Here is a 17,411-nt window from a genome sequence, read left to right as displayed (position 1 = left end):
AGTGCCTTTACATGCCTTTTTTCATTTCGTCTTTCATGCCCATGTCGTCTTTTTTCATACCCATGTCATCTTTTTTCATTTCGTCTTTCATGCCCATGTCGTCTTTTTTCATACCCATGTCGTCTTTTTTCATTTCGTCTTTCATGCCCATGTCTTCTTTTTTAGCTTCGTGTTTTTTGACAGGATGTTTTTTAGACATATCATCTTTCATCATCTGCTCTTTCTTCATCATCTCATCTTTGCCCATCTTGTCCTTTTGCATCATTTCAGTAGCATTTGCAAGACCGCCAAACATAAACATAGCACCAAGTGCAACTAAGATTAACTTTTTCATAAAGTCTCCTTTAAATTAAATTATGTTGCAATTGTAGTCACTTAGTGTGAAATAAGTGTGAATTTACGCAAATACAAAATAGATAACTGGAAGCGTGATAAATGAAAAAAGCACGCCAATAGCAACTGATGAGATGGCTAGTGAGCTATCAAGTCCAGCTTTTATGACCATCGCGCTTGCAAGGGCTGATGTCGGCATCGCACATTGAAAGAGACCAACGACCCAAGTTTTGCTCATCTGGATGCCTGAGACTTTTAATATGATGAAAAATACGATAGCTGGCAATATCATCTTACACAAAAGCACGACACTAACGCCTTTATATGAGCTTGTGATACTACTAAAGTTAAGACCAACGCCGATCGCAAAAAGTGCGACTGGAGTGACGCTACCTTCAAACATCCTAAGTGGCGCAAAGATAAAATCTGGAAGTGGAACTTCTTTTAAAATAAGACCCATAATAAGCGCTATAAATGGTGGAAATTTTAAAATTTTCATTGTATTTTGAAATAGCGAAACCTTCTCAGGCGCGGCAAAAGATAGGATGAGTGGTCCAAGGATCGAAAGTGGGATACCAGTGGCTATTTGATCGTAAAAGATGACCTCATTTACCATCTCGTCGCCAAAGAAGCCCTGAATGACAGGCATACCGACAAATAGGGTGTTACCAAAAAGGCTTAGCATGACCATACTGACGGTTGTTATTTTGGTAAATTTAAAAACCTTACCTATGACAAATGCCAAAACAGCGCTAATGGCGGTTGAGGCAAAGCCGATTAAGATCGTATTTATAAGCGAGGCATCGACATTTACGTGGTAAATTTTATCAAAGATTAGCGCAGGCATTGCAAAACAAAGGACAAAATCCACAAAAGGGATCGAGTGCTTTTGCTCAACAATGCCGACTTTTTTAGCAAAAAAACCAGTTGCGATTATGAAAAATATTGCAAAAAGTGGTGTGAAATTCATAGCAGTCTCTTTTAAGTTTGGAATTTACAAAGAATTGATTATATGCCCCAAAAGATTAAATTACAATAAACTTTTTTGGATTTTACTCTTAAATTTAAACCCTAGCATCAACCTTTTTGTAAAATTTATCTCTCTCATCTATCTTTTCTTTATTTTTTAGATCGTTTTCAAGATAACTGATATTATAAATTTCTCTTACAGATATGCTTTTGCCACTATTTAGGCTGATTAAAAATTTGCTCTCAAATTTATTTGATAAGTTGATGATAGCGATCGCACCAGCATCTTTTAGGCTTGTGATCTTACCGTTTTGCATGACGCCGATGTCTTTGAAATTTAGGCTATTTAGCTGCGCATTATCCATCTTTTTTGTCTCTAAATTTACGCTAGTTTTTAGCTCGCTTGGCGTATTTAGCTTGCCAGTGTCATTGTAAAGCTCATTTGCGTCTAGTTCTCTGCCACTATCAAATTTTAGTCTTATCGTGCCATCTTGATTTAGCTTCATAGCTATGACGCTATCGCTATCTCGCAGTGCAGTGGCAGCTGTGGCTTCATTTGTAGTAAAAGCCTTTTTTACCTTTTTTAAATTTGAGATACTAAAATCAAGCCCAGTTGCTTGCTTAAATTCATTTTCCATTGCGATCATCTTGGCTGATTTTGTATCTTCAAGCTTTGATATGTAAGCGTCCGCATTTTCGTCAAATTTCTTTAAATTGGCGCTAAGATTTTCTATCGTCTTATTATGTGCATCAAGCTCAGCGTTGTAGTCATTATAAAATTTCATAAAACTATCTTTTTGAAATTTTGTGTATGAGAAATTTTCATCTTTTTTGTGCTCTTTGCTTGGCTCGATGATCGGGTTAAATTCGCTTAGTCTCGCAGTATCATCAAAGCCTATTTTTGTGTAAGCGAAATTTTTAAAAGAGCTATCCTTGCCAAAGATATTATTGTGTCTTAGATCGACCCAGCCGTTATTTTGAGCATATTTTTTAAAGAAATTATTTATATCATTTTTACCTATCTTTTCATATCTATTTTCAGCAGCAAACAAGGTATTTGGATCTGAGGCGTAGTAGGAGTGCCTGTGATCGATCTCTTTTGTATCTACGTAAAGATCGGGATTGTTTGTGATCACCGCTTTATGATTTAGTTCTTCTCTTGTTATTTGGTTGTGATTTATGACATTTGTGCTGATAAACTGCCTAAGATCAACTCTAGCCGTGACGTCACTTAAATTTGTTATTTTTTCATTTCCATCTTTGTCGTATCCTCTTACTTTTAGCTTGTCAAAGAGTATATCTTTTTGATCTAGTGTGCCGTCATTATTACTATCAAAGCTAAAAAGTGCGCTATTGTTTTCTAGCTTTCCAACGCCTAGCTCGTCGTTATCGCCGTAAATATCTAAAAAGACTTCCACTTCACCATAATTTGTCTTTAGTGTGTTTGAGTGGGCGTAGTCGTTTAAATTTTTAAATTTTGTATTTTCTAAGTAGCCACTTTTTAAGACAGGTAGCATGGTAGCATCATCTGTGGCGTTTATATTTTTAAAGTAGGCGTTTTTGCTAAAGCCATTAGAAGTTTCATCTGAGTAAAATTTGTTGTTGATGTTTATTAAATTTTGCGAGTAGTCTTTTAAAATTTCTTCTGCTTTTTGTGTTGCTAGACGTTTGTTGTATTCTTTGATATCAGCTTCAGTTATGTAGATGGTGTCTGTTCTATTTGCTTCATAAAGCTCGTTAAACTGGCTTAAATTTACTTTTGAACTATTGTGATCGCTATGATTTAAAAATCTTTTGGAAAGATTTTGCAAATCATTTAAATTTATAAAATCATACTTTTGCGGTGTGACATTCATCTAAAATCCTTTTAAAGATGTTGCAAACAATATCGGCTAAATTTATAAAATGTTTAAGTTTTTAATGGTGCCCGAGGTTCGATTAATATGTAAGTATAAATGGTCGATTGTTTTAGCTCGTTTTCTCCAAAAGTGAAGCCACCAAGGAGAGCTTGGCGGGTTTTGCCGATGCTGGTCGAACGGTAGGAAGGGCTTTTGCGGTGGTTATAGATTTCATAACTAAGCGATAATAGGCGTGATAAAAGATATATTTAATTTCATAGTTGACTCTAGGCTAAGAAAATGGATAAGCAGAAAAACAGGCTTAAGTGTAGACAAAAAAACGGCTCCAGCGCTATCGGCGAGCAAACTACGGCTGGATCTGTAGATAAAGTTGTGCAAGATCGCCACGAGATGAGGACGCAAACGAGCCAAAATCAAATAACTGACAATAAAAAGATAGATATAAATTTATACGGCTCGCAAGCCGTAGCGCAAGCTGTAAGCGATAACGGGTATAGTTTTTGGGATTAGTGTGTTTAATAATATTTACGGTAATTATCTATGTTTTTTTATGAATTCGCAATATTCTTTTAAACATATTAAAGACGATTGTTTAGCATCAATTTTAGCAGTATCTAGTTCTTTTGGAAATATAAAATTTGATTTGTGGTAGCAAATATTGTTTTTGCTTAAATTTGTGGTCGTATTTTCATATGAGCCGCCTTTGTTTTTTATGGATTCGTATATATTTTGATTATTTTTTATATTACATCTATTGACGCCTAAAACACTACATACATCAGCGTTATTTTTAAAATGAGCCGATAAAAATGTCTCAAAATTTTTATATGTTAAAAATATATTGCTATATTTATTTACATAGCTAAGGCTAGTGCATAGCTTTTTTAAATGCCCTAACTCTGTTTTATCGCCGGTGGCTCTGTCTAAATCGGCTACTACAAAAATAGGAATAGGAGTTCCCCTATATTGCTCTATTATTTTTATAAAACTCTTATAGTTTCCATTTTTAACGTTTGTTATGTTAAAAACGAACTCGTCGCCTAAGTGCTCGCTTCTAAAATGTTTTAAATAATGCTCCTCCGTTTGGCCTTCGACGATGAATTTTATAACTATCTTTCGTTTATTCATAATCGCCTCTTAAATAGTCCATGTATGCTTTTTTCTTATCATTTCTTAGCTCAAATTCGCTTAACGCTTTTAATGTTGTGGCGGTATTTTCTTTGCCTACTATGTAAATTTGAGACGGAGCAAGCATATCGGTATCAAAGATTAGCGGATTATGAGAGCTTAATATAAATTGTCCTTTAGTATTTGACGATGAGTTAATTACCCCGTTTAATAGCCTAATTAGAGAGATGGTGCTAATAGAGCTATCTAGCTCGTCTATTATCATAACCGACTCTGGCACGGAGTCTGCGCTATCTATCGCATATACCAGCCCCACCATAAGCTCTATTATTTTTTTTACGCCCGAGCTCTCTTTTTCAAACGCAAAGCTTTTATGATCTCTTTTTAAAATCAAAGAAAATCTATCGTCTTTTATATCTATAAAATCAAAATCAGTAATGCTATCGTCTACAATCTCTAATATATTTAATACGGTATCTTTATGTTCTGTAAAAAAATCTTTATCAAATAGATCAAAAGGAATCACTCTATCTTGACTAGCCATAATATCGAACGTGTTTATATTTTTATTATATCCATATACCTTTACTGCACCCTGAAAACCGCGTAGTTCTTTGACGTTGTTGTCTTTTATTTTGTTTAAGACGGTATCTCGTGAAACGACGGATAGTATCTTTTCATATTCGGTAGCTATCGGAAATGTTAAACTGTCCTTATTGAATCGATAAATCAAAACTTCGTTTTTTGTTAAATTTTCGATTATTATCCGCTCTTTATCAAACTTAATCTCATACACGTAACTGTCTTTTTTATTGTCCGTAATAGTTATCTTGTATTCGGTATAACCTATGTCGGAATTTATAAACTGAGATTCTTTTTCTATGTTTAATCCGTTTTCTATTATGCGAAGTATGCTTTCTAAGGCTTTTAATATATTCGTTTTGCCTGTAGCGTTCTTGCCGAATAAAACCGCGCTTTTAGCTAATCTAGTATCCGAAAAGTAATTACTTTCGTATTTTGTATTTTTTAGTCTTTGATTTTGTTTTGCAGTGAAGTCTATCTTAATGTTTTGAGATATGGATGCATATCCGCAAACTTCAAAACTAGCTATCATTTTCAATCCCTATATATAATTTTATGAAATTATATCATAATATAACCGCTTTTCGCGTTTATGTCATAAAATTTAAACTATGCTCTTTACTACCTTACCCACGATTTTAAAATGCGCCTGGGTTTCGTTTAGATCGACCTCGTAGCTTTAAAATCCGGATTGACCGAAACGATTTTAAGCATGCCGTATGGCGTGAGTTGCAGGATTTTTACCATGAGCTGATTGCTAAAATTTACCATGTAAAGCCCGTCTCCGGTAAATGCGCCGTCCTCGCGCGAAAAATGACCCAATCTCCGCTCCTTAGTATCGGCGTCATGCTTTCGCCGTCCACCTCCATGTTACCTAGGTTTTTTACCCAGTGGGACTTCAAAGAAGGCCTTGGCAATCGGCATCAGCTCGCCCATTTGGTAGCCCCTCACGGACTCTAACTCGTTACCGTCGCCCGCGCTTGCTTTAATGGAGATTGTTTTGTGGATAAAACAGAGATCGGCATCGTCCAAATTTTGATGACTACTGTTTTTATATATTAATTTTTAAGTAAGTATTTTGTAGGTATTTTTCTATCTTTTCTCCAAACTACTATTGCCGAATTGCTGCTTAACACAAGTTTTTTAGATGGCTGATTATCGTTTGAAGCGCCGTAATAATGATATAATTCTTGCATTCGCTCATCAAAAGCATCCATTTTATCCCTTTCTCTAATACTTAGAAAAATTTAGTATAATCCAAATATCAATTAGGCAATTATATCAAAAAGGGCAAAAAATAAAACTTTAAAATACTATTAAGCTCTTGAAAAGAGTTCGGAGAGGTTAAGGAGCGCGAATGCGGTGCAAACGTCGCCGCTGTATTTGTCTATACTTTGCCAAAGAGCCTTAATATCGGCGTTTTTGGTAAGCGTCGCGTAATTTTTCTCTTTTACTTTTTTAAACGTGAAGCGGTAGTTAATGCTCGCGATCACGTTATGTGGCGCAATATAGTAGGCTGATTGTCAAATTTGATTTAAAAGCAAATAGAGCCGCTTCGTCATCTCAAGGCTGCCCTTGGCCTCTATCTTTTTTAAAATTTCTATGATTTCGGTTACGGTGATGTCCGTAATGCATCTATTTTCAAAAAATGGATAGGCATATATTTACAAGCAGCCTTTTACCTCTGTTCAGGGTATTTGGCTCCACGCTAGGGGCTTTTATTTCGAGCCATCTTTGCGCGAGTTTTTTAAAATTTGCCTGCTCGTTTATCTCGCTCTCGCGCTTGACGTCGATGCCGTCTCTTAGCTTTTGCTCCAGCTTAAACCTCTCCTCGCGCGCCATTGCCAAACTAAACTCGGGAAAATTGCTAAAATTTAGCCTTTTGATTTTATTATCGGCCGAGCTTTTGTATTTGAGAGCAAAATATTTACGACCGCTAGGATCTACAAAAATATATAAACTTCTGCTGTCGCATTTCTTATAAATCTTATCTTTCGGCTTTAGCGCCCTGATCTTTCTATCTGTTGGCGGGGTGGGTATCTTTGGCATTTTTTACGGAGTACTTTTGTGCTTTTTTATTTTACTCCGTTATTATTTAGTAAAAAATGAATATTTGCAAATATATTTTTATATCCTTTGGTATTTTAAAATATACGAAAAAAATTTCTTTAAAATCCATCTATATCGGAGATTTTTACGCTTTTGGATGTTTTGGGAAGTCTTAAGATTTAGTGTTATGGTGCCCGAGGTCGGACTCGAACCGACACAAGGTTGCCCTTATCAGATTTTGAGTCTGACGCGTCTACCAGTTTCACCACTCGGGCTAAGTTAAGATTGAAATTTTAAAATTGTGTGAAGAAAGAAAAAGGGGAGAGTTGCTCCCCGAAAAAGAAAATTATTTCTTTTTACCTTTTTTAGCAGCACCAGCAGCAACTGCTTCTTTAAGTTTTTTGCCAACTTTGAATTTGACTGCTTTGCTAGCAGGAACGTCGATTACTTTCTTAGTTCCAGGAACTCTAGCTTTCCTTGCAGCTCTGTCAGCAGTACCGAAAGTACCAAAGCCTATAAAGCTAATTGTATCGCCTTTTTCAAGAACCGCTTGGATTGTCTCCAAAGTAGCATCAACAACTTTTAGAGTATCTTTTTTTGAAAGACCAGCCTTGTCGGCAACCGCTTGAATAAATTCAGCTTTTTTCATGAACCATCCTTTTAAGAAGTTATGCGGCAATTCTACACTCTTTTAAAAAAAAATACAATACTTTTTCCCTAAATTTAGCTCTTTTTTTGCATTTTTTTAGTAAAAAAGACCAAAATTTGAACTTTCACTCACAAATTTCAAACGTAAGCTCGTTTTTTAGCCCTATTTTTTTCATATCTACAAGCTTTAAATTTTCAAAATTTAGAGCCATTAGTTCATCTTTGCTTGTCACTTTAGCATTTGCGATCTGGCGCAAAACCTCACCTCTATAAGCTTTTGCATGATGGCTTAGTATCTTTTTGTTTTTCAAGAAACAAAATGTTGTAAATTCTTTATTTATCACATAAAATTTCTCATAAAATTTAGCCCTAAGATCTAAAATTTCATCATTTTCTAAAAAGTGATCGACCGCTTTGCTAAAATTTTGCTCATAAAATTTTGAAATATCAAAGCCAGCTAGCTTTTTGCCTTGCTTTAGTTTGTACTCAACTATCTCATCTTTTGCTAAAATTGGCCCAAATAAATTTGAAAATATTAAAACATTATTATCTATATATTTTTGAGCCCCATCGCTTAGCCCGCGGTAGTTTAGGTGCTTATATGCCACTCCGTCATATCTTAAGATGGCCTTTATCGCGCCTTGGTCAAAGAGGCTAGCTCTTAGCTCTTTGCTATCAACAAGTTGTTTTAGCCCAAAAAGCTTCTTTATCTCGTCTAAATTTGCACTTTTTAAAAACTCATCATATCTGTTTAAAATTTCAGCCCTTTTGCTAAAAAGCATGGGAAATATCAAATTTTTTCCATCAAATTTATCACTTGTGTTTAGAGAAATTTTGCTTTCGCTTGGTGAGAAGAGGATTTTTAACGCCATTTTCTTTCCTATTTTATATATGTAAATTTTGGCAGATTATACAATAAAACTTTTTTGCACTAAAAAAAATCAAATTTTCACCGATATATCACAAAGCGGAATTATTCTTGCTTAGAGTGAATAAAAATTTAGGGAAAAATTATGAGAATTACAAATCAACTACGTTTTAGTCAGACTTTGCACGACTATCAAAAAAATATGGTTGGCGTAAATAAAAGCTACCAGCAGCTCTCAAACGGACTTAAAATCCAAGATCCATACGACGGTGCCGCGGTTTATAACGATGCTATGAGGCTTGATTATGAAGCGACCACTCTCACTCAAGTGGCTGATGCTACTGGTAAGTCAGTAAATTTTGCAAAAAACACAGACAATGCACTGAAAGAATTTGAAAAACAGCTTGAAAATTTTAAAACAAAAGTCGTTCAAGCAGCTAGCGACGTGCATAGCACAACCTCTCTTGAAGCTTTGGCAAACGACCTTCAGGGCATCAAAAACCACCTTGTAAATATCGCAAATACCTCTATAAATGGGCAGTTTTTATTCTCAGGAAGTGCTGTGGATACTAAGCCGATAGATGGCTCAGGCAAATATCAAGGCAACCGCGACTATATGAAAACTTCAGCTGGCGCGCAGGTTGAGCTTCCTTACAATATCCCGGGATTTGATCTATTTTTAGGAAAAGATGGCGACTACAACAAAATTTTAACAACAAACGTGATGCTAGCCGATCAAACTAGAACCGACATCTCCTATGCTCCAAAATATCTTGACGAAAATAGTAAGATAAAAAATATGATCGGTCTAAACTACGCTAGCGACTCAGTTGTGGGCAGCGATGGCTCTTATAAAGGCACGATCGAGCCTGATTTCGACTTTTTGGATACTTCAAATGTAAATTTCCCTGACACATACTTTTTCATGCAAGGCAAAAAGCCAGATGGCACGACATTTACAAGTAAATTTAAGATGAGTGCTGATACGTCAATGGCTGGTTTGATGGAGAAGATCGGTATGGAATTTGGCAACACAAAGACGACAAAAGTTGTCGATGTGAGCATAAATAACGACGGACAATTTAATATAAAAGACCTTACTAAAGGTAATCAAACGATAGACTTTCACATGGTTGCAGCTACTTCTGTGGCGGCAAATCGTGGTGCGATAGCTCCAAACAATACACTTGATACGGTAAATTCGCTACAAAGCCTTGAAAATATGGCAAATGCTGTGCCAAAAACGGTTCATATAACTGAATTTACAAAGAGCAAATACCTTGATAAAGATGGAAATTTAACAAACGCATTTGACTATGACAAAGTTAGATTTGAGCGAAAAGACAATGAATTAATCGCAAATTTGCCTCAAGTTGCTAGAAGAACAGGCGAGTTTGCAACTGATCAGACAAAGCTAAGCGAGGTCTCTGGCACAAAAGAGAGCTACAATAGAAATTTATACCCAAAAGATGTCGATGCTAGAAAGAGGGAGCTTTACAACATAGATAATCAAGAGATAGGTCTTCAAGTAAAATCAATCACTGGCACAATGTATGACATCAAAGTAAAAATGGGCGAAGCAGGTGGCGTAAATACCCCAGTGCAGTTTCAAATAACATCAACAACTGCTGCTGGCGTGGTATCTCCAACTAGAAATTTGACCGTCTATAACTCAGATGAATTTGGCAGTTACAGAACCTATGCAAGCGACTTTACATATCGTCAGCTAATGGATATCGTAGCGATGGCTGCAAGCGATAATATCCCAAATCCTCCACACGCAGAAAATGCAAACTTTGATACAGATATCGAAAAGGTAAGAAGAGATCAAAACTATAACGCCTATAAAGACGCTTTGTCAAAGACTAAAGGCGCAGTAGAGGTAAATTTAGATGATAAAGGCAGGATGGTTTTAACTGACAAGACAAAATCTGTCACAAATATAGAGCTAACCATGTATGATGCGAAAAATGGAGATATATTTGACGGAGATAGCACCGGCATAAACACCGCTGGCGCTGCTGGTCACACTCAAGGCAAGGGCTCAGTATTTAGCTTTAACGAAAATAATGCTTTAACTATCGATGAGCCAAGCACAAGTGTCTTTCAAGACCTTGATGATATGATATTTGCCGTTAGAAATGGCTACTATAGAGCAGACGCTAACAATCACGACCCACGAAATACAGGCATGCAAGGCGCTTTAAAAAGGCTAGATCACTTGGTGGATCATGCAAATAAAGAGCTTACAAAGATAGGCTCTCAAACAAAGCTTCTAACTGCGACAAATCAGCGTGCAGAGGTCATGAAAGTAAATGTGCTAACTGTTAAAAATGACGTCATAGACGCAGACTATGCGGAGTCATATCTTAAATTTACACAGCTTTCACTCTCATATCAAGCGACACTTCAAGCAAGCGCTAAGATAAATCAACTAAGCTTGCTAAACTACCTAAACTAAAATGATAAATCAGCAGGCATAGCTTGCTGATTTTTTAAAAATTAAACTCAAGCGTGCTATAATAAGCCTTTTTAACAAAAGGATCTAAAATTTTAAGACATATATTATTTACTATTTTTGTTTGTTTTTTTATATATTTTGGTATCGCTACGGCTGCTCCGACTGCTGATTTTGTAGGCTCACTTGGACAAAGTCTTGGCGTTTTTAACATTAAATATTTTGGACTTATAGCCTATGTTTATCCATTTTTACTTATCGTTCTAGGATATTTTGTATATAAAAATTTTAAGAAATTTGACTTTGATTTTGCCCAGTTTGTGGTTGGGATTTTTCTATTTTTTATCGCATTTTTGATGTTTCAAGCGCTAACCACTTCTGGAGCAAATAGCGGCGTGATAGGCGGCTTTATAGTCTCAGCTCTAAAAGAAGTCATCGGCGCTATTGGCACTGCGGTTGCTATACTTATGATATTTATCATCTCTCTTGGGCTTGCTTTTAGAGAAAATTTTATCATCGTTTTAAGAAAGGCTTTTGTAGATAAAGAGCCAAATAGCTATGAAGAAAAAAGCAGAGGCGTAAAAGAGGTAAGGGCAAGGCAGATACCAAAGATAGAGCGCAAAAAGCCAAAAGCCGAAGAGATAAAAGAAGAAGAGCTTATAGATGCTCAGGTGCTAAATGATGATGAGCCAAATTTAGAGAGTGGGCCAGAGCCAGAGATGGAGCCGGCACAAGAGAGCAGACCTGCAACTATAAGCGGGGTTGAAATTTTAAATGAAGTGGCTGAAAACAAAAAACTTCTTGATCAGATAGAACGCGGCAAGGTCGAAAAGCCAAAAGACTTTGTCCTGCCGCCACTTAAATTTCTAAACGACCCTCCAAAGCGCTCGCACAATATAAATGAAGCTGAGATTGATCAGCAAATTTCAAATTTACTCGACAAACTGCGTAAATTTAAGATAGATGGCGACGTGGTGCGAACTTATACTGGCCCTATCGTCACGACATTTGAGTTTCGCCCAGCCCCACACATCAAAGTAAGTAAAATTCTCACTTTACAAGATGACCTAGCGATGGCGCTAAAGGCCCAAACTATCCGTATCCAAGCGCCGATCCCTGGCAAAGACGTCGTTGGTATCGAGGTGCCAAATCAAAATTTAGAGACGATCTATCTAAAAGAAATTTTAGATAGCGAAGTCTTTAAAAACGCGAGTAGTCCGCTAACTATGGCTCTTGGCAAAGATATCGTGGGCGCTCCTTTTGTGACCGACCTTAAAAAGCTTCCACATTTGCTAATCGCTGGTACAACAGGATCAGGCAAGAGTGTGGGCATAAATGCGATGCTTTTAAGCTTGCTTTATAGAAATAGCCCACAAACTTTACGCCTAATGATGATCGATCCAAAGATGCTTGAATTTAGCATATATAACGACATCCCACACCTTTTGACACCGGTTATCACAGAGGCTAAAAAGGCGATCACAGCGCTTTCAAACATGGTCGCTGAGATGGAGCGAAGATATAAGATAATGAGCCAAACTCGCACAAAAAATATAGAAAGCTACAACGAAAAGATGAAGAGTGAGGGCGGCGAGCAGTTCCCATACATCGTCGTGATCATCGATGAGCTAGCCGATCTTATGATGACTAGCGGCAAGGACGTGGAGCTTTACATAGGCCGTCTAGCACAGATGGCAAGGGCTAGTGGCATACACTTGATAGTAGCGACCCAGCGCCCAAGTGTCGACGTCGTGACTGGCCTTATAAAGGCAAATTTACCAAGCAGGATAAGCTATAGAGTAGGGCAGAGGATCGATAGTAAGGTTATCCTTGATCAAATGGGAGCTGAGAGCTTACTAGGACGTGGGGACATGCTATTTACACCTCCTGGAAGCCCTGGAGTGATCAGGCTGCATGCGCCATTTGCGAGTGAAAAAGAGATAGAAACAATCGTAAATTTCTTAAAAGAGCAACAAGATGTGATCTACGATGAGAAATTTCTAGCAGAGGAGGGCTCTAGTGCTAGCTCGGCTGCCGGTGCGCTAGGCGAAGAAGAGCTTGATGAGCTTTATGAAGAGGCAAAAGAGATCATCTTAAGCGAGCAAAAAACATCGATCAGCTACCTACAAAGACGCCTAAAAATAGGCTACAACAAAGCTGCAAATATAATCGAACAAATGGAAAAAATGGGCGTTTTAAGCCCTGTAAATGCAAAAGGCCAAAGAGAAATTTTAGTTTAAAAATGGCTTGTCAACTAAAAAGGTATTCAAATTTATAAGTAAATTTGAATACCGTGTTGCTTAGCAATTCCTCTATAATACTCTTATATATAAAAAGCATTTTAAAAAACTCACAAAGTTATCTTTAAACTAGGCATCAATCTTGAGTTAATAAGTAAAAATCCTTGCGATTTTATAGAGCTTCCAAAAATTGACAATAAAAGGTATTTTGATTATTCGATAGCTATTCAAAAACGCTTTATAAAAGCTATTTGCGAAAACACTGATGATAATCTGATATATTCTTTTTCTTGCTTCACGGCAGGCGTAAAAATGAAGTATTAAGCCTTAAATTTAGTGATATAAATTTTAAAACAAGGACTTATACTATCCCTTTTAAGATCAATAAGGCGAAAAGAGATATGATCTATAAGATGAGCGATGAGCTCTATATACTAGGCTTTATAAAAGGTATATAGTTGCCAAAGAGCAAAAACGCCTTAATGATTATGTCTTTATCAATCCTATGACAGATAATAAATTTAAAGATTTACGTAAAAGCTGGGCTTCACTTCTTAAAAGAAATAATTTACCAAAGATAAGATTACACGATATTAGGCATTTAATAGGCACTTACTCAATTAATTATCTTAAAATTCCTATCGAGCAAGTATCTTTTACTTTAGGGCATACAAATATAATTACAACTCAAAAATATATAACTGCAAACGTTAAAAAATCTCAAGAAACTATCGAAATTTTGCTTAACTCAATTTTAGTTTAATTTAAGCGTTTTAAAAAGTGGCTCGGAGTGCCGATGAAATCGGTATTTGGTTGCGGAGGACGGATTTGAACCGCCGACCTTCGGGTTATGAGCCCGACGAGCTACCACTGCTCTACTCCGCGATAAGAGTTATTTGGGATTTTAAAGTGTGGATGGGGTAAGAGGATTCGAACCTCTGAATGACTGGACCAAAACCAGTTGCCTTACCGCTTGGCGATACCCCAATGTTTTTAAGAGTTGTAATTATATAGACTTTAATGCCATTTGTCAAGGTTTTTTAAAAAAATATGTAAATTTATTTTATTTTTTAAAGTAGCTTTTTAAAAATTTAAAAATAAATGAAATGCTTTTATAGCATTTAAAATTTAACTATAGCTTTTAAAACCCATGCGAAAATTTGCATGGGTTTATCTGTTTTTAAGCCAAAAGCTCTTTTGCGATCATACTTATGCGTTTTGCTTCAGCGCTCGCTCCGATCTCATCTTTTGCCATTTTCATTACAGCACCTAAATTTTTACCAACCTTTTCGATGATACTTTTGATCTTCTCTTTTAGCTCATCATCACTTAGCTGAGCTGGCAGATATGCTTTGATAAGCTCGATCTCGCTTTGCTCTTTTTTGGCTAAATCCTCTCTTGCTCCCTTTAGATAGAGCTCAACCGAGTCAGCCCTCTTTTTGATCTCTTTTTGAAGTAGCGGAAGCACGACCTCGTCGGTCATCTCGATCCTTTGATCGACTTCAACTTGTTTAAGTGCTGCATTTAGCGTTCTTAAAGTGTCCCTTTTAAACTCATCTTTTGCCTTCATAGCCTCTTTTATGTCAGCTAAAATTTGCTCTCTTATACTCATTTTCTCTCCTTTAAATTTTTGAAATCATAACTAAAATTTTGTGATAATTTCTTGAAATAAGCCTTGCAGATAAGCTGCTCCAACGCCCTCTCTGAGCCCATCGTCGATAACTATAAATTTCGCTTCTTGCTCGTTTAGTAGCTCTTTTAAGAGCAGTGTCCCAGCGATGAGCGGATACTTTCTGCTTCTTCCAACCGCCACGTCAGCGCTTTTGTCATTCATCTTTAAAAGCTCATTTACAAACCAAGCAAGATCGTCATTTTTAAGCTCATATCCACTCACTTTTTTTGGATCATAGCTCTCGTAGTTTAACCCAAGCTTTAGTGCTGCGATAGTGGTCGGCACGCCAGAAGTTAGAACAATAAGTCTATTGTCAAGGCTTGTTAGAAATTCACTTGCCTCTTTTGTATAAATTTTTGCATTTTCTTGCATCAGATCAAGCGTTTTAAACCTCTCGTAAAAGGTGATGATGCCAAATTTAAAGCTTATAAATTTTCCCTCTTCGCCTATCTCTGAGCTTGCACCGCCGATGTCAATCAGGCTAAATTTATCATTTATGCCAAGCTTTCTTAAGGCATTTTGCACGCCTAAAAATGTAAGTTTTGCTTCAGCTTGCCCATCAATGATATGAAAATTTATGCCAAATTTCTCTCTTATCTCACTAAAAATTTCTTCGCTATTTGATGCCACTCTAAAGGCCTCAGTTGCGACTGCCACACATTTAAATTTAGTAAAGTCAAATTTGCTTTTAGCCTCCGCTATCGCTTCAAAAAGCCTATTTTTAGCCTCCAAGCCTATCTTGCCACTTTCGTTTAAGCCCCTTGCAGCTCCAACTATCTTTTCATAAATTTGCTCGTTACTAAAGCCATTTTGCACTTTTTTTATAAGCGCCACGCGAAAGGTGTTTGAGCCAAGATCGATCGCTATAACCAAAATTTATCCTTAATATTTTTGCCAAATTCTAACATATGATAATTTAGTATCATTTAAAGTGAGAAAATTCTAAAAACTTTAATAATTTTCAAGATATAATTTTGCTAAAAACTCTTACAAGGGGGCTTGATTGCTTCGAGATAACTTCTTGGCGTTAGTTATTTTTGCGATTTGCAGCGTTGGATTTTTCGTTTGGGGCTATCAATACATCCCGGCAAATAACTACTTTTTATTCTTAATCGCTGGTATGTTTGGTCTTTTTATGGCGTTTAATATCGGCGGAAATGACGTTGCAAACAGCTTTGGCACAAGCGTCGGCGCAAAAACACTCACACTAAAACAAGCTCTCGTCATCGCAGCCATTTTTGAGCTTAGCGGCGCGATATTTGCAGGATCTGAGGTTACAAATACCATTAGAAACGAGATCGTGAAATTTCCAAGCGACATAAACCCGATGAAATTTGTCATCATCATGATCTCAGCCCTTCTAAGCTCTGGTCTTTGGCTATTTTATGCGTCTAAAAAGGGTTTGCCAGTCTCGACAACTCACTCGATTGTTGGCGGCATCGTTGGCGCAGGACTTGCAATGGGTTTTATGATAAAAGATCCTGAACCACTTAATATGGTCTCTTGGGGCGAGATTGGCAGGATCGCCGTTAGCTGGGTCATCTCACCACTGCTTGGTGGCGTGATGTCTTACATTATATTTGGCTACGTAAAGAGCAAAATAATCGAGCCAACGCACGAGCTAAAGACAAATTTAAAAGCGCTAAAAGCTGAGAGAAAAGCCTATAAAGAAAGCTTCATAAAAGCGCTTAAAACAAAGCCAGCTGAGGAGCAGATAGCCACTCTTTCAAAGATCGCAGTTATCGATGAGGACGAGATCGAAACTACTGAATACAGCGAATACCGCTCAAAAATTCGTATCATGAAAGATAGCGAAAAAGAGATAGATACTTTTAAGGCTATGAAAAAGCACATCCCTATCATCGCTGGATTTGCCGCGATGGTCATCTCATCAATGATGCTTTTTAAAGGACTTGAGCATATAAATTTAGCCTTTAGTATCATTCAAACAGTTTGGATCATCTTCGTCATCGGCGCACTAGCGTATCTTGCAAGCCTTGCTATCATAAACGTTATGAGCAAAAACGATAGCGAAAAGAGCATCAATAGAATTTTCTCATGGTTTCAAATTTTTACCGCTTCATCTTTTGCTTTTTCACATGGCGCAAACGACATCGCAAACGCAGTTGGACCATTTGCAGCCGTGCTTGACGTGCTAAAAACTGGTTCTATAAACGAAAGCTCGCCGATCCCAAGCATCGCAATGGTAACCTTTGGCATCTCACTTGTTGTTGGACTCTGGTTTTTAGGTAAAGAGGTGATCACAACTATTGGCTCAAAACTAGCTGAAATTTTACCTACGACTGGCTTTAGCGCGGAGCTTGCCTCAAGTATCGTCATACTTCTAGCTACAAAGCTTGGCATACCGGTTAGCTCGACGCATATCCTAATAGGCGCAGTTTTGGGTATCGGTATTGTAAATAAAAATGCAAACTGGAAAATGGTAAGACCTATCATCCTAGCTTGGCTCATCACGCTTCCTGCAGCTGCTATCTCATCGGCTATATTTTATTTTGCCCTTGCTAAATTTCTAGGCGTTTAGAAAAACACTTTGCTTGTAAATTTAAAATTTGCAAGCAAATCTCACTTAAACTAAAATTTGTAA

The 17,411-nt window shown here is 37.0% G+C and carries 17 protein-coding genes and 3 tRNA genes; 5 read left to right on the top strand and 15 right to left on the bottom strand.

Going from position 1 to position 17,411, the window contains the following annotated elements; translation table 11 throughout:
• Nucleotides 1-7 precede the first annotated feature (7 nt).
• From MTT29_RS02080 to MTT29_RS02070, 3 genes are all read right to left on the bottom strand, one after another.
• Nucleotides 8-334, bottom strand: a complete 327-nt coding sequence (locus tag MTT29_RS02080) for a hypothetical protein (RefSeq protein WP_021085558.1) — start codon at nt 332-334, stop codon at nt 8-10.
• A 63-nt stretch (nt 335-397) separates the two neighbouring features.
• Entirely contained in the window at nt 398-1,303 is a 906-nt protein-coding gene (locus MTT29_RS02075) for an AEC family transporter (RefSeq protein WP_148785350.1), read from the bottom strand.
• A gap of 94 nt (nt 1,304-1,397) precedes the next feature.
• Complete coding sequence (locus MTT29_RS02070) at nt 1,398-3,158, bottom strand: response regulator (RefSeq protein ID WP_429799619.1); 1,761 nt, start codon at nt 3,156-3,158, stop codon at nt 1,398-1,400.
• Nucleotides 3,159-3,440: 282 nt separating this feature from the next.
• Here MTT29_RS02070 and MTT29_RS02065 point away from each other — a divergent pair, with 282 nt between their 5' ends.
• The gene (locus MTT29_RS02065) at nt 3,441-3,671 is read left to right on the top strand and encodes a hypothetical protein (protein ID WP_103573818.1); all 231 of its coding nucleotides are present in this window, start codon (nt 3,441-3,443) and stop codon (nt 3,669-3,671) included.
• Nucleotides 3,672-3,695: 24 nt separating this feature from the next.
• Here MTT29_RS02065 and MTT29_RS02060 read toward each other — a convergent pair whose 3' ends face one another.
• The 8 genes from MTT29_RS02060 to MTT29_RS02025 all read right to left on the bottom strand — a co-directional run bounded on the left by MTT29_RS02060 (nt 3,696) and on the right by MTT29_RS02025 (nt 8,440).
• Entirely contained in the window at nt 3,696-4,289 is a 594-nt protein-coding gene (locus MTT29_RS02060; protein ID WP_103573817.1) for an RloB domain-containing protein, read from the bottom strand.
• Nucleotides 4,282-5,403, bottom strand: coding sequence for an AAA family ATPase (locus MTT29_RS02055; RefSeq protein ID WP_103573816.1), 1,122 nt, complete (start codon nt 5,401-5,403; stop codon nt 4,282-4,284). The genes MTT29_RS02060 and MTT29_RS02055 overlap by 8 nt, the downstream gene beginning before the upstream one ends.
• A gap of 526 nt (nt 5,404-5,929) precedes the next feature.
• Complete coding sequence (locus MTT29_RS02050; protein WP_180999949.1) at nt 5,930-6,088, bottom strand: hypothetical protein; 159 nt, start codon at nt 6,086-6,088, stop codon at nt 5,930-5,932.
• Nucleotides 6,089-6,394: 306 nt separating this feature from the next.
• Nucleotides 6,395-6,475 carry a hypothetical protein gene (locus tag MTT29_RS02045; RefSeq protein ID WP_429800442.1) on the bottom strand — a complete coding sequence of 27 codons (81 nt, stop codon included), beginning with the start codon at nt 6,473-6,475 and terminating at the stop codon, nt 6,395-6,397.
• Nucleotides 6,476-6,512: 37 nt separating this feature from the next.
• Nucleotides 6,513-6,920, bottom strand: coding sequence for an Arm DNA-binding domain-containing protein (locus MTT29_RS02040; RefSeq protein ID WP_258030368.1), 408 nt, complete (start codon nt 6,918-6,920; stop codon nt 6,513-6,515).
• Nucleotides 6,921-7,108: 188 nt separating this feature from the next.
• A tRNA-Leu gene (locus MTT29_RS02035) sits at nt 7,109-7,195 on the bottom strand.
• Between the two features lie 71 nt (nt 7,196-7,266).
• Complete coding sequence (locus MTT29_RS02030) at nt 7,267-7,569, bottom strand: HU family DNA-binding protein (RefSeq protein WP_012001719.1); 303 nt, start codon at nt 7,567-7,569, stop codon at nt 7,267-7,269.
• A 124-nt stretch (nt 7,570-7,693) separates the two neighbouring features.
• Nucleotides 7,694-8,440: a YaaA family protein gene (locus tag MTT29_RS02025; RefSeq protein WP_429799618.1), complete on the bottom strand. Its 747-nt coding sequence runs from the start codon at nt 8,438-8,440 to the stop codon at nt 7,694-7,696.
• A 141-nt stretch (nt 8,441-8,581) separates the two neighbouring features.
• Between MTT29_RS02025 and MTT29_RS02020 the strand changes: the two genes are divergently transcribed.
• The 3 genes from MTT29_RS02020 (at nt 8,582) to MTT29_RS02010 (ending at nt 13,897) form a co-directional block, all read left to right on the top strand.
• Entirely contained in the window at nt 8,582-10,897 is a 2,316-nt protein-coding gene (locus MTT29_RS02020; RefSeq protein ID WP_429799617.1) for a flagellin, read from the top strand.
• Nucleotides 10,898-10,986: 89 nt separating this feature from the next.
• Nucleotides 10,987-13,134: a DNA translocase FtsK 4TM domain-containing protein gene (locus MTT29_RS02015; RefSeq protein WP_429800441.1), complete on the top strand. Its 2,148-nt coding sequence runs from the start codon at nt 10,987-10,989 to the stop codon at nt 13,132-13,134.
• A 454-nt stretch (nt 13,135-13,588) separates the two neighbouring features.
• Nucleotides 13,589-13,897: a tyrosine-type recombinase/integrase gene (locus MTT29_RS02010; RefSeq protein WP_429800440.1), complete on the top strand. Its 309-nt coding sequence runs from the start codon at nt 13,589-13,591 to the stop codon at nt 13,895-13,897.
• A 47-nt stretch (nt 13,898-13,944) separates the two neighbouring features.
• Here the strand turns inward: MTT29_RS02010 and MTT29_RS02005 are convergent.
• The 4 genes from MTT29_RS02005 to MTT29_RS01990 form a co-directional block, all read right to left on the bottom strand.
• A tRNA-Met gene (locus tag MTT29_RS02005) sits at nt 13,945-14,019 on the bottom strand.
• Nucleotides 14,020-14,046: 27 nt separating this feature from the next.
• A tRNA-Gln gene (locus MTT29_RS02000) sits at nt 14,047-14,121 on the bottom strand.
• A gap of 193 nt (nt 14,122-14,314) precedes the next feature.
• Nucleotides 14,315-14,746 carry a GatB/YqeY domain-containing protein gene (locus MTT29_RS01995; protein WP_009293851.1) on the bottom strand — a complete coding sequence of 144 codons (432 nt, stop codon included), beginning with the start codon at nt 14,744-14,746 and terminating at the stop codon, nt 14,315-14,317.
• A gap of 30 nt (nt 14,747-14,776) precedes the next feature.
• A complete protein-coding gene (locus tag MTT29_RS01990) occupies nt 14,777-15,679 on the bottom strand; it encodes a disulfide bond formation protein DsbA (protein WP_429799616.1) in 903 nt (300 codons plus the stop codon).
• Between the two features lie 130 nt (nt 15,680-15,809).
• On the opposite strand from MTT29_RS01990, the gene MTT29_RS01985 reads away from it, so the two are divergent.
• A complete protein-coding gene (locus tag MTT29_RS01985) occupies nt 15,810-17,348 on the top strand; it encodes an inorganic phosphate transporter (RefSeq protein WP_103615305.1) in 1,539 nt (512 codons plus the stop codon).
• The last annotated feature ends 63 nt before the right edge of the window (nt 17,349-17,411 follow it).

The organism is Campylobacter concisus (genome assembly GCF_050447485.1).
Lineage (GTDB): Bacteria > Campylobacterota > Campylobacteria > Campylobacterales > Campylobacteraceae > Campylobacter_A > Campylobacter_A concisus_BQ.
This window is presented reverse-complemented; position numbering and strand designations above follow the sequence as displayed.

What these genes read in the sequence shown, in the direction of transcription:
- MTT29_RS02025 (WP_429799618.1), bottom strand. Translation starts at nt 8,440, where the DNA reads ATGGCGTTAAAAATCCTCTTCTCACCAAGCGAAAGCAAAATTTCTCTA.
- MTT29_RS02075 (WP_148785350.1), bottom strand. Translation starts at nt 1,303, where the DNA reads ATGAATTTCACACCACTTTTTGCAATATTTTTCATAATCGCAACTGGT.
- MTT29_RS02060 (WP_103573817.1), bottom strand. Translation starts at nt 4,289, where the DNA reads ATGAATAAACGAAAGATAGTTATAAAATTCATCGTCGAAGGCCAAACG.
- MTT29_RS02070 (WP_429799619.1), bottom strand. Translation starts at nt 3,158, where the DNA reads ATGAATGTCACACCGCAAAAGTATGATTTTATAAATTTAAATGATTTG.
- MTT29_RS02080 (WP_021085558.1), bottom strand. Translation starts at nt 334, where the DNA reads ATGAAAAAGTTAATCTTAGTTGCACTTGGTGCTATGTTTATGTTTGGC.
- MTT29_RS02030 (WP_012001719.1), bottom strand. Translation starts at nt 7,569, where the DNA reads ATGAAAAAAGCTGAATTTATTCAAGCGGTTGCCGACAAGGCTGGTCTT.
- MTT29_RS02055 (WP_103573816.1), bottom strand. Translation starts at nt 5,403, where the DNA reads ATGATAGCTAGTTTTGAAGTTTGCGGATATGCATCCATATCTCAAAAC.
- MTT29_RS02050 (WP_180999949.1), bottom strand. Translation starts at nt 6,088, where the DNA reads ATGGATGCTTTTGATGAGCGAATGCAAGAATTATATCATTATTACGGC.
- MTT29_RS01995 (WP_009293851.1), bottom strand. Translation starts at nt 14,746, where the DNA reads ATGAGTATAAGAGAGCAAATTTTAGCTGACATAAAAGAGGCTATGAAG.
- MTT29_RS02020 (WP_429799617.1), top strand. Translation starts at nt 8,582, where the DNA reads ATGAGAATTACAAATCAACTACGTTTTAGTCAGACTTTGCACGACTAT.
- MTT29_RS02065 (WP_103573818.1), top strand. Translation starts at nt 3,441, where the DNA reads ATGGATAAGCAGAAAAACAGGCTTAAGTGTAGACAAAAAAACGGCTCC.
- MTT29_RS02040 (WP_258030368.1), bottom strand. Translation starts at nt 6,920, where the DNA reads ATGCCAAAGATACCCACCCCGCCAACAGATAGAAAGATCAGGGCGCTA.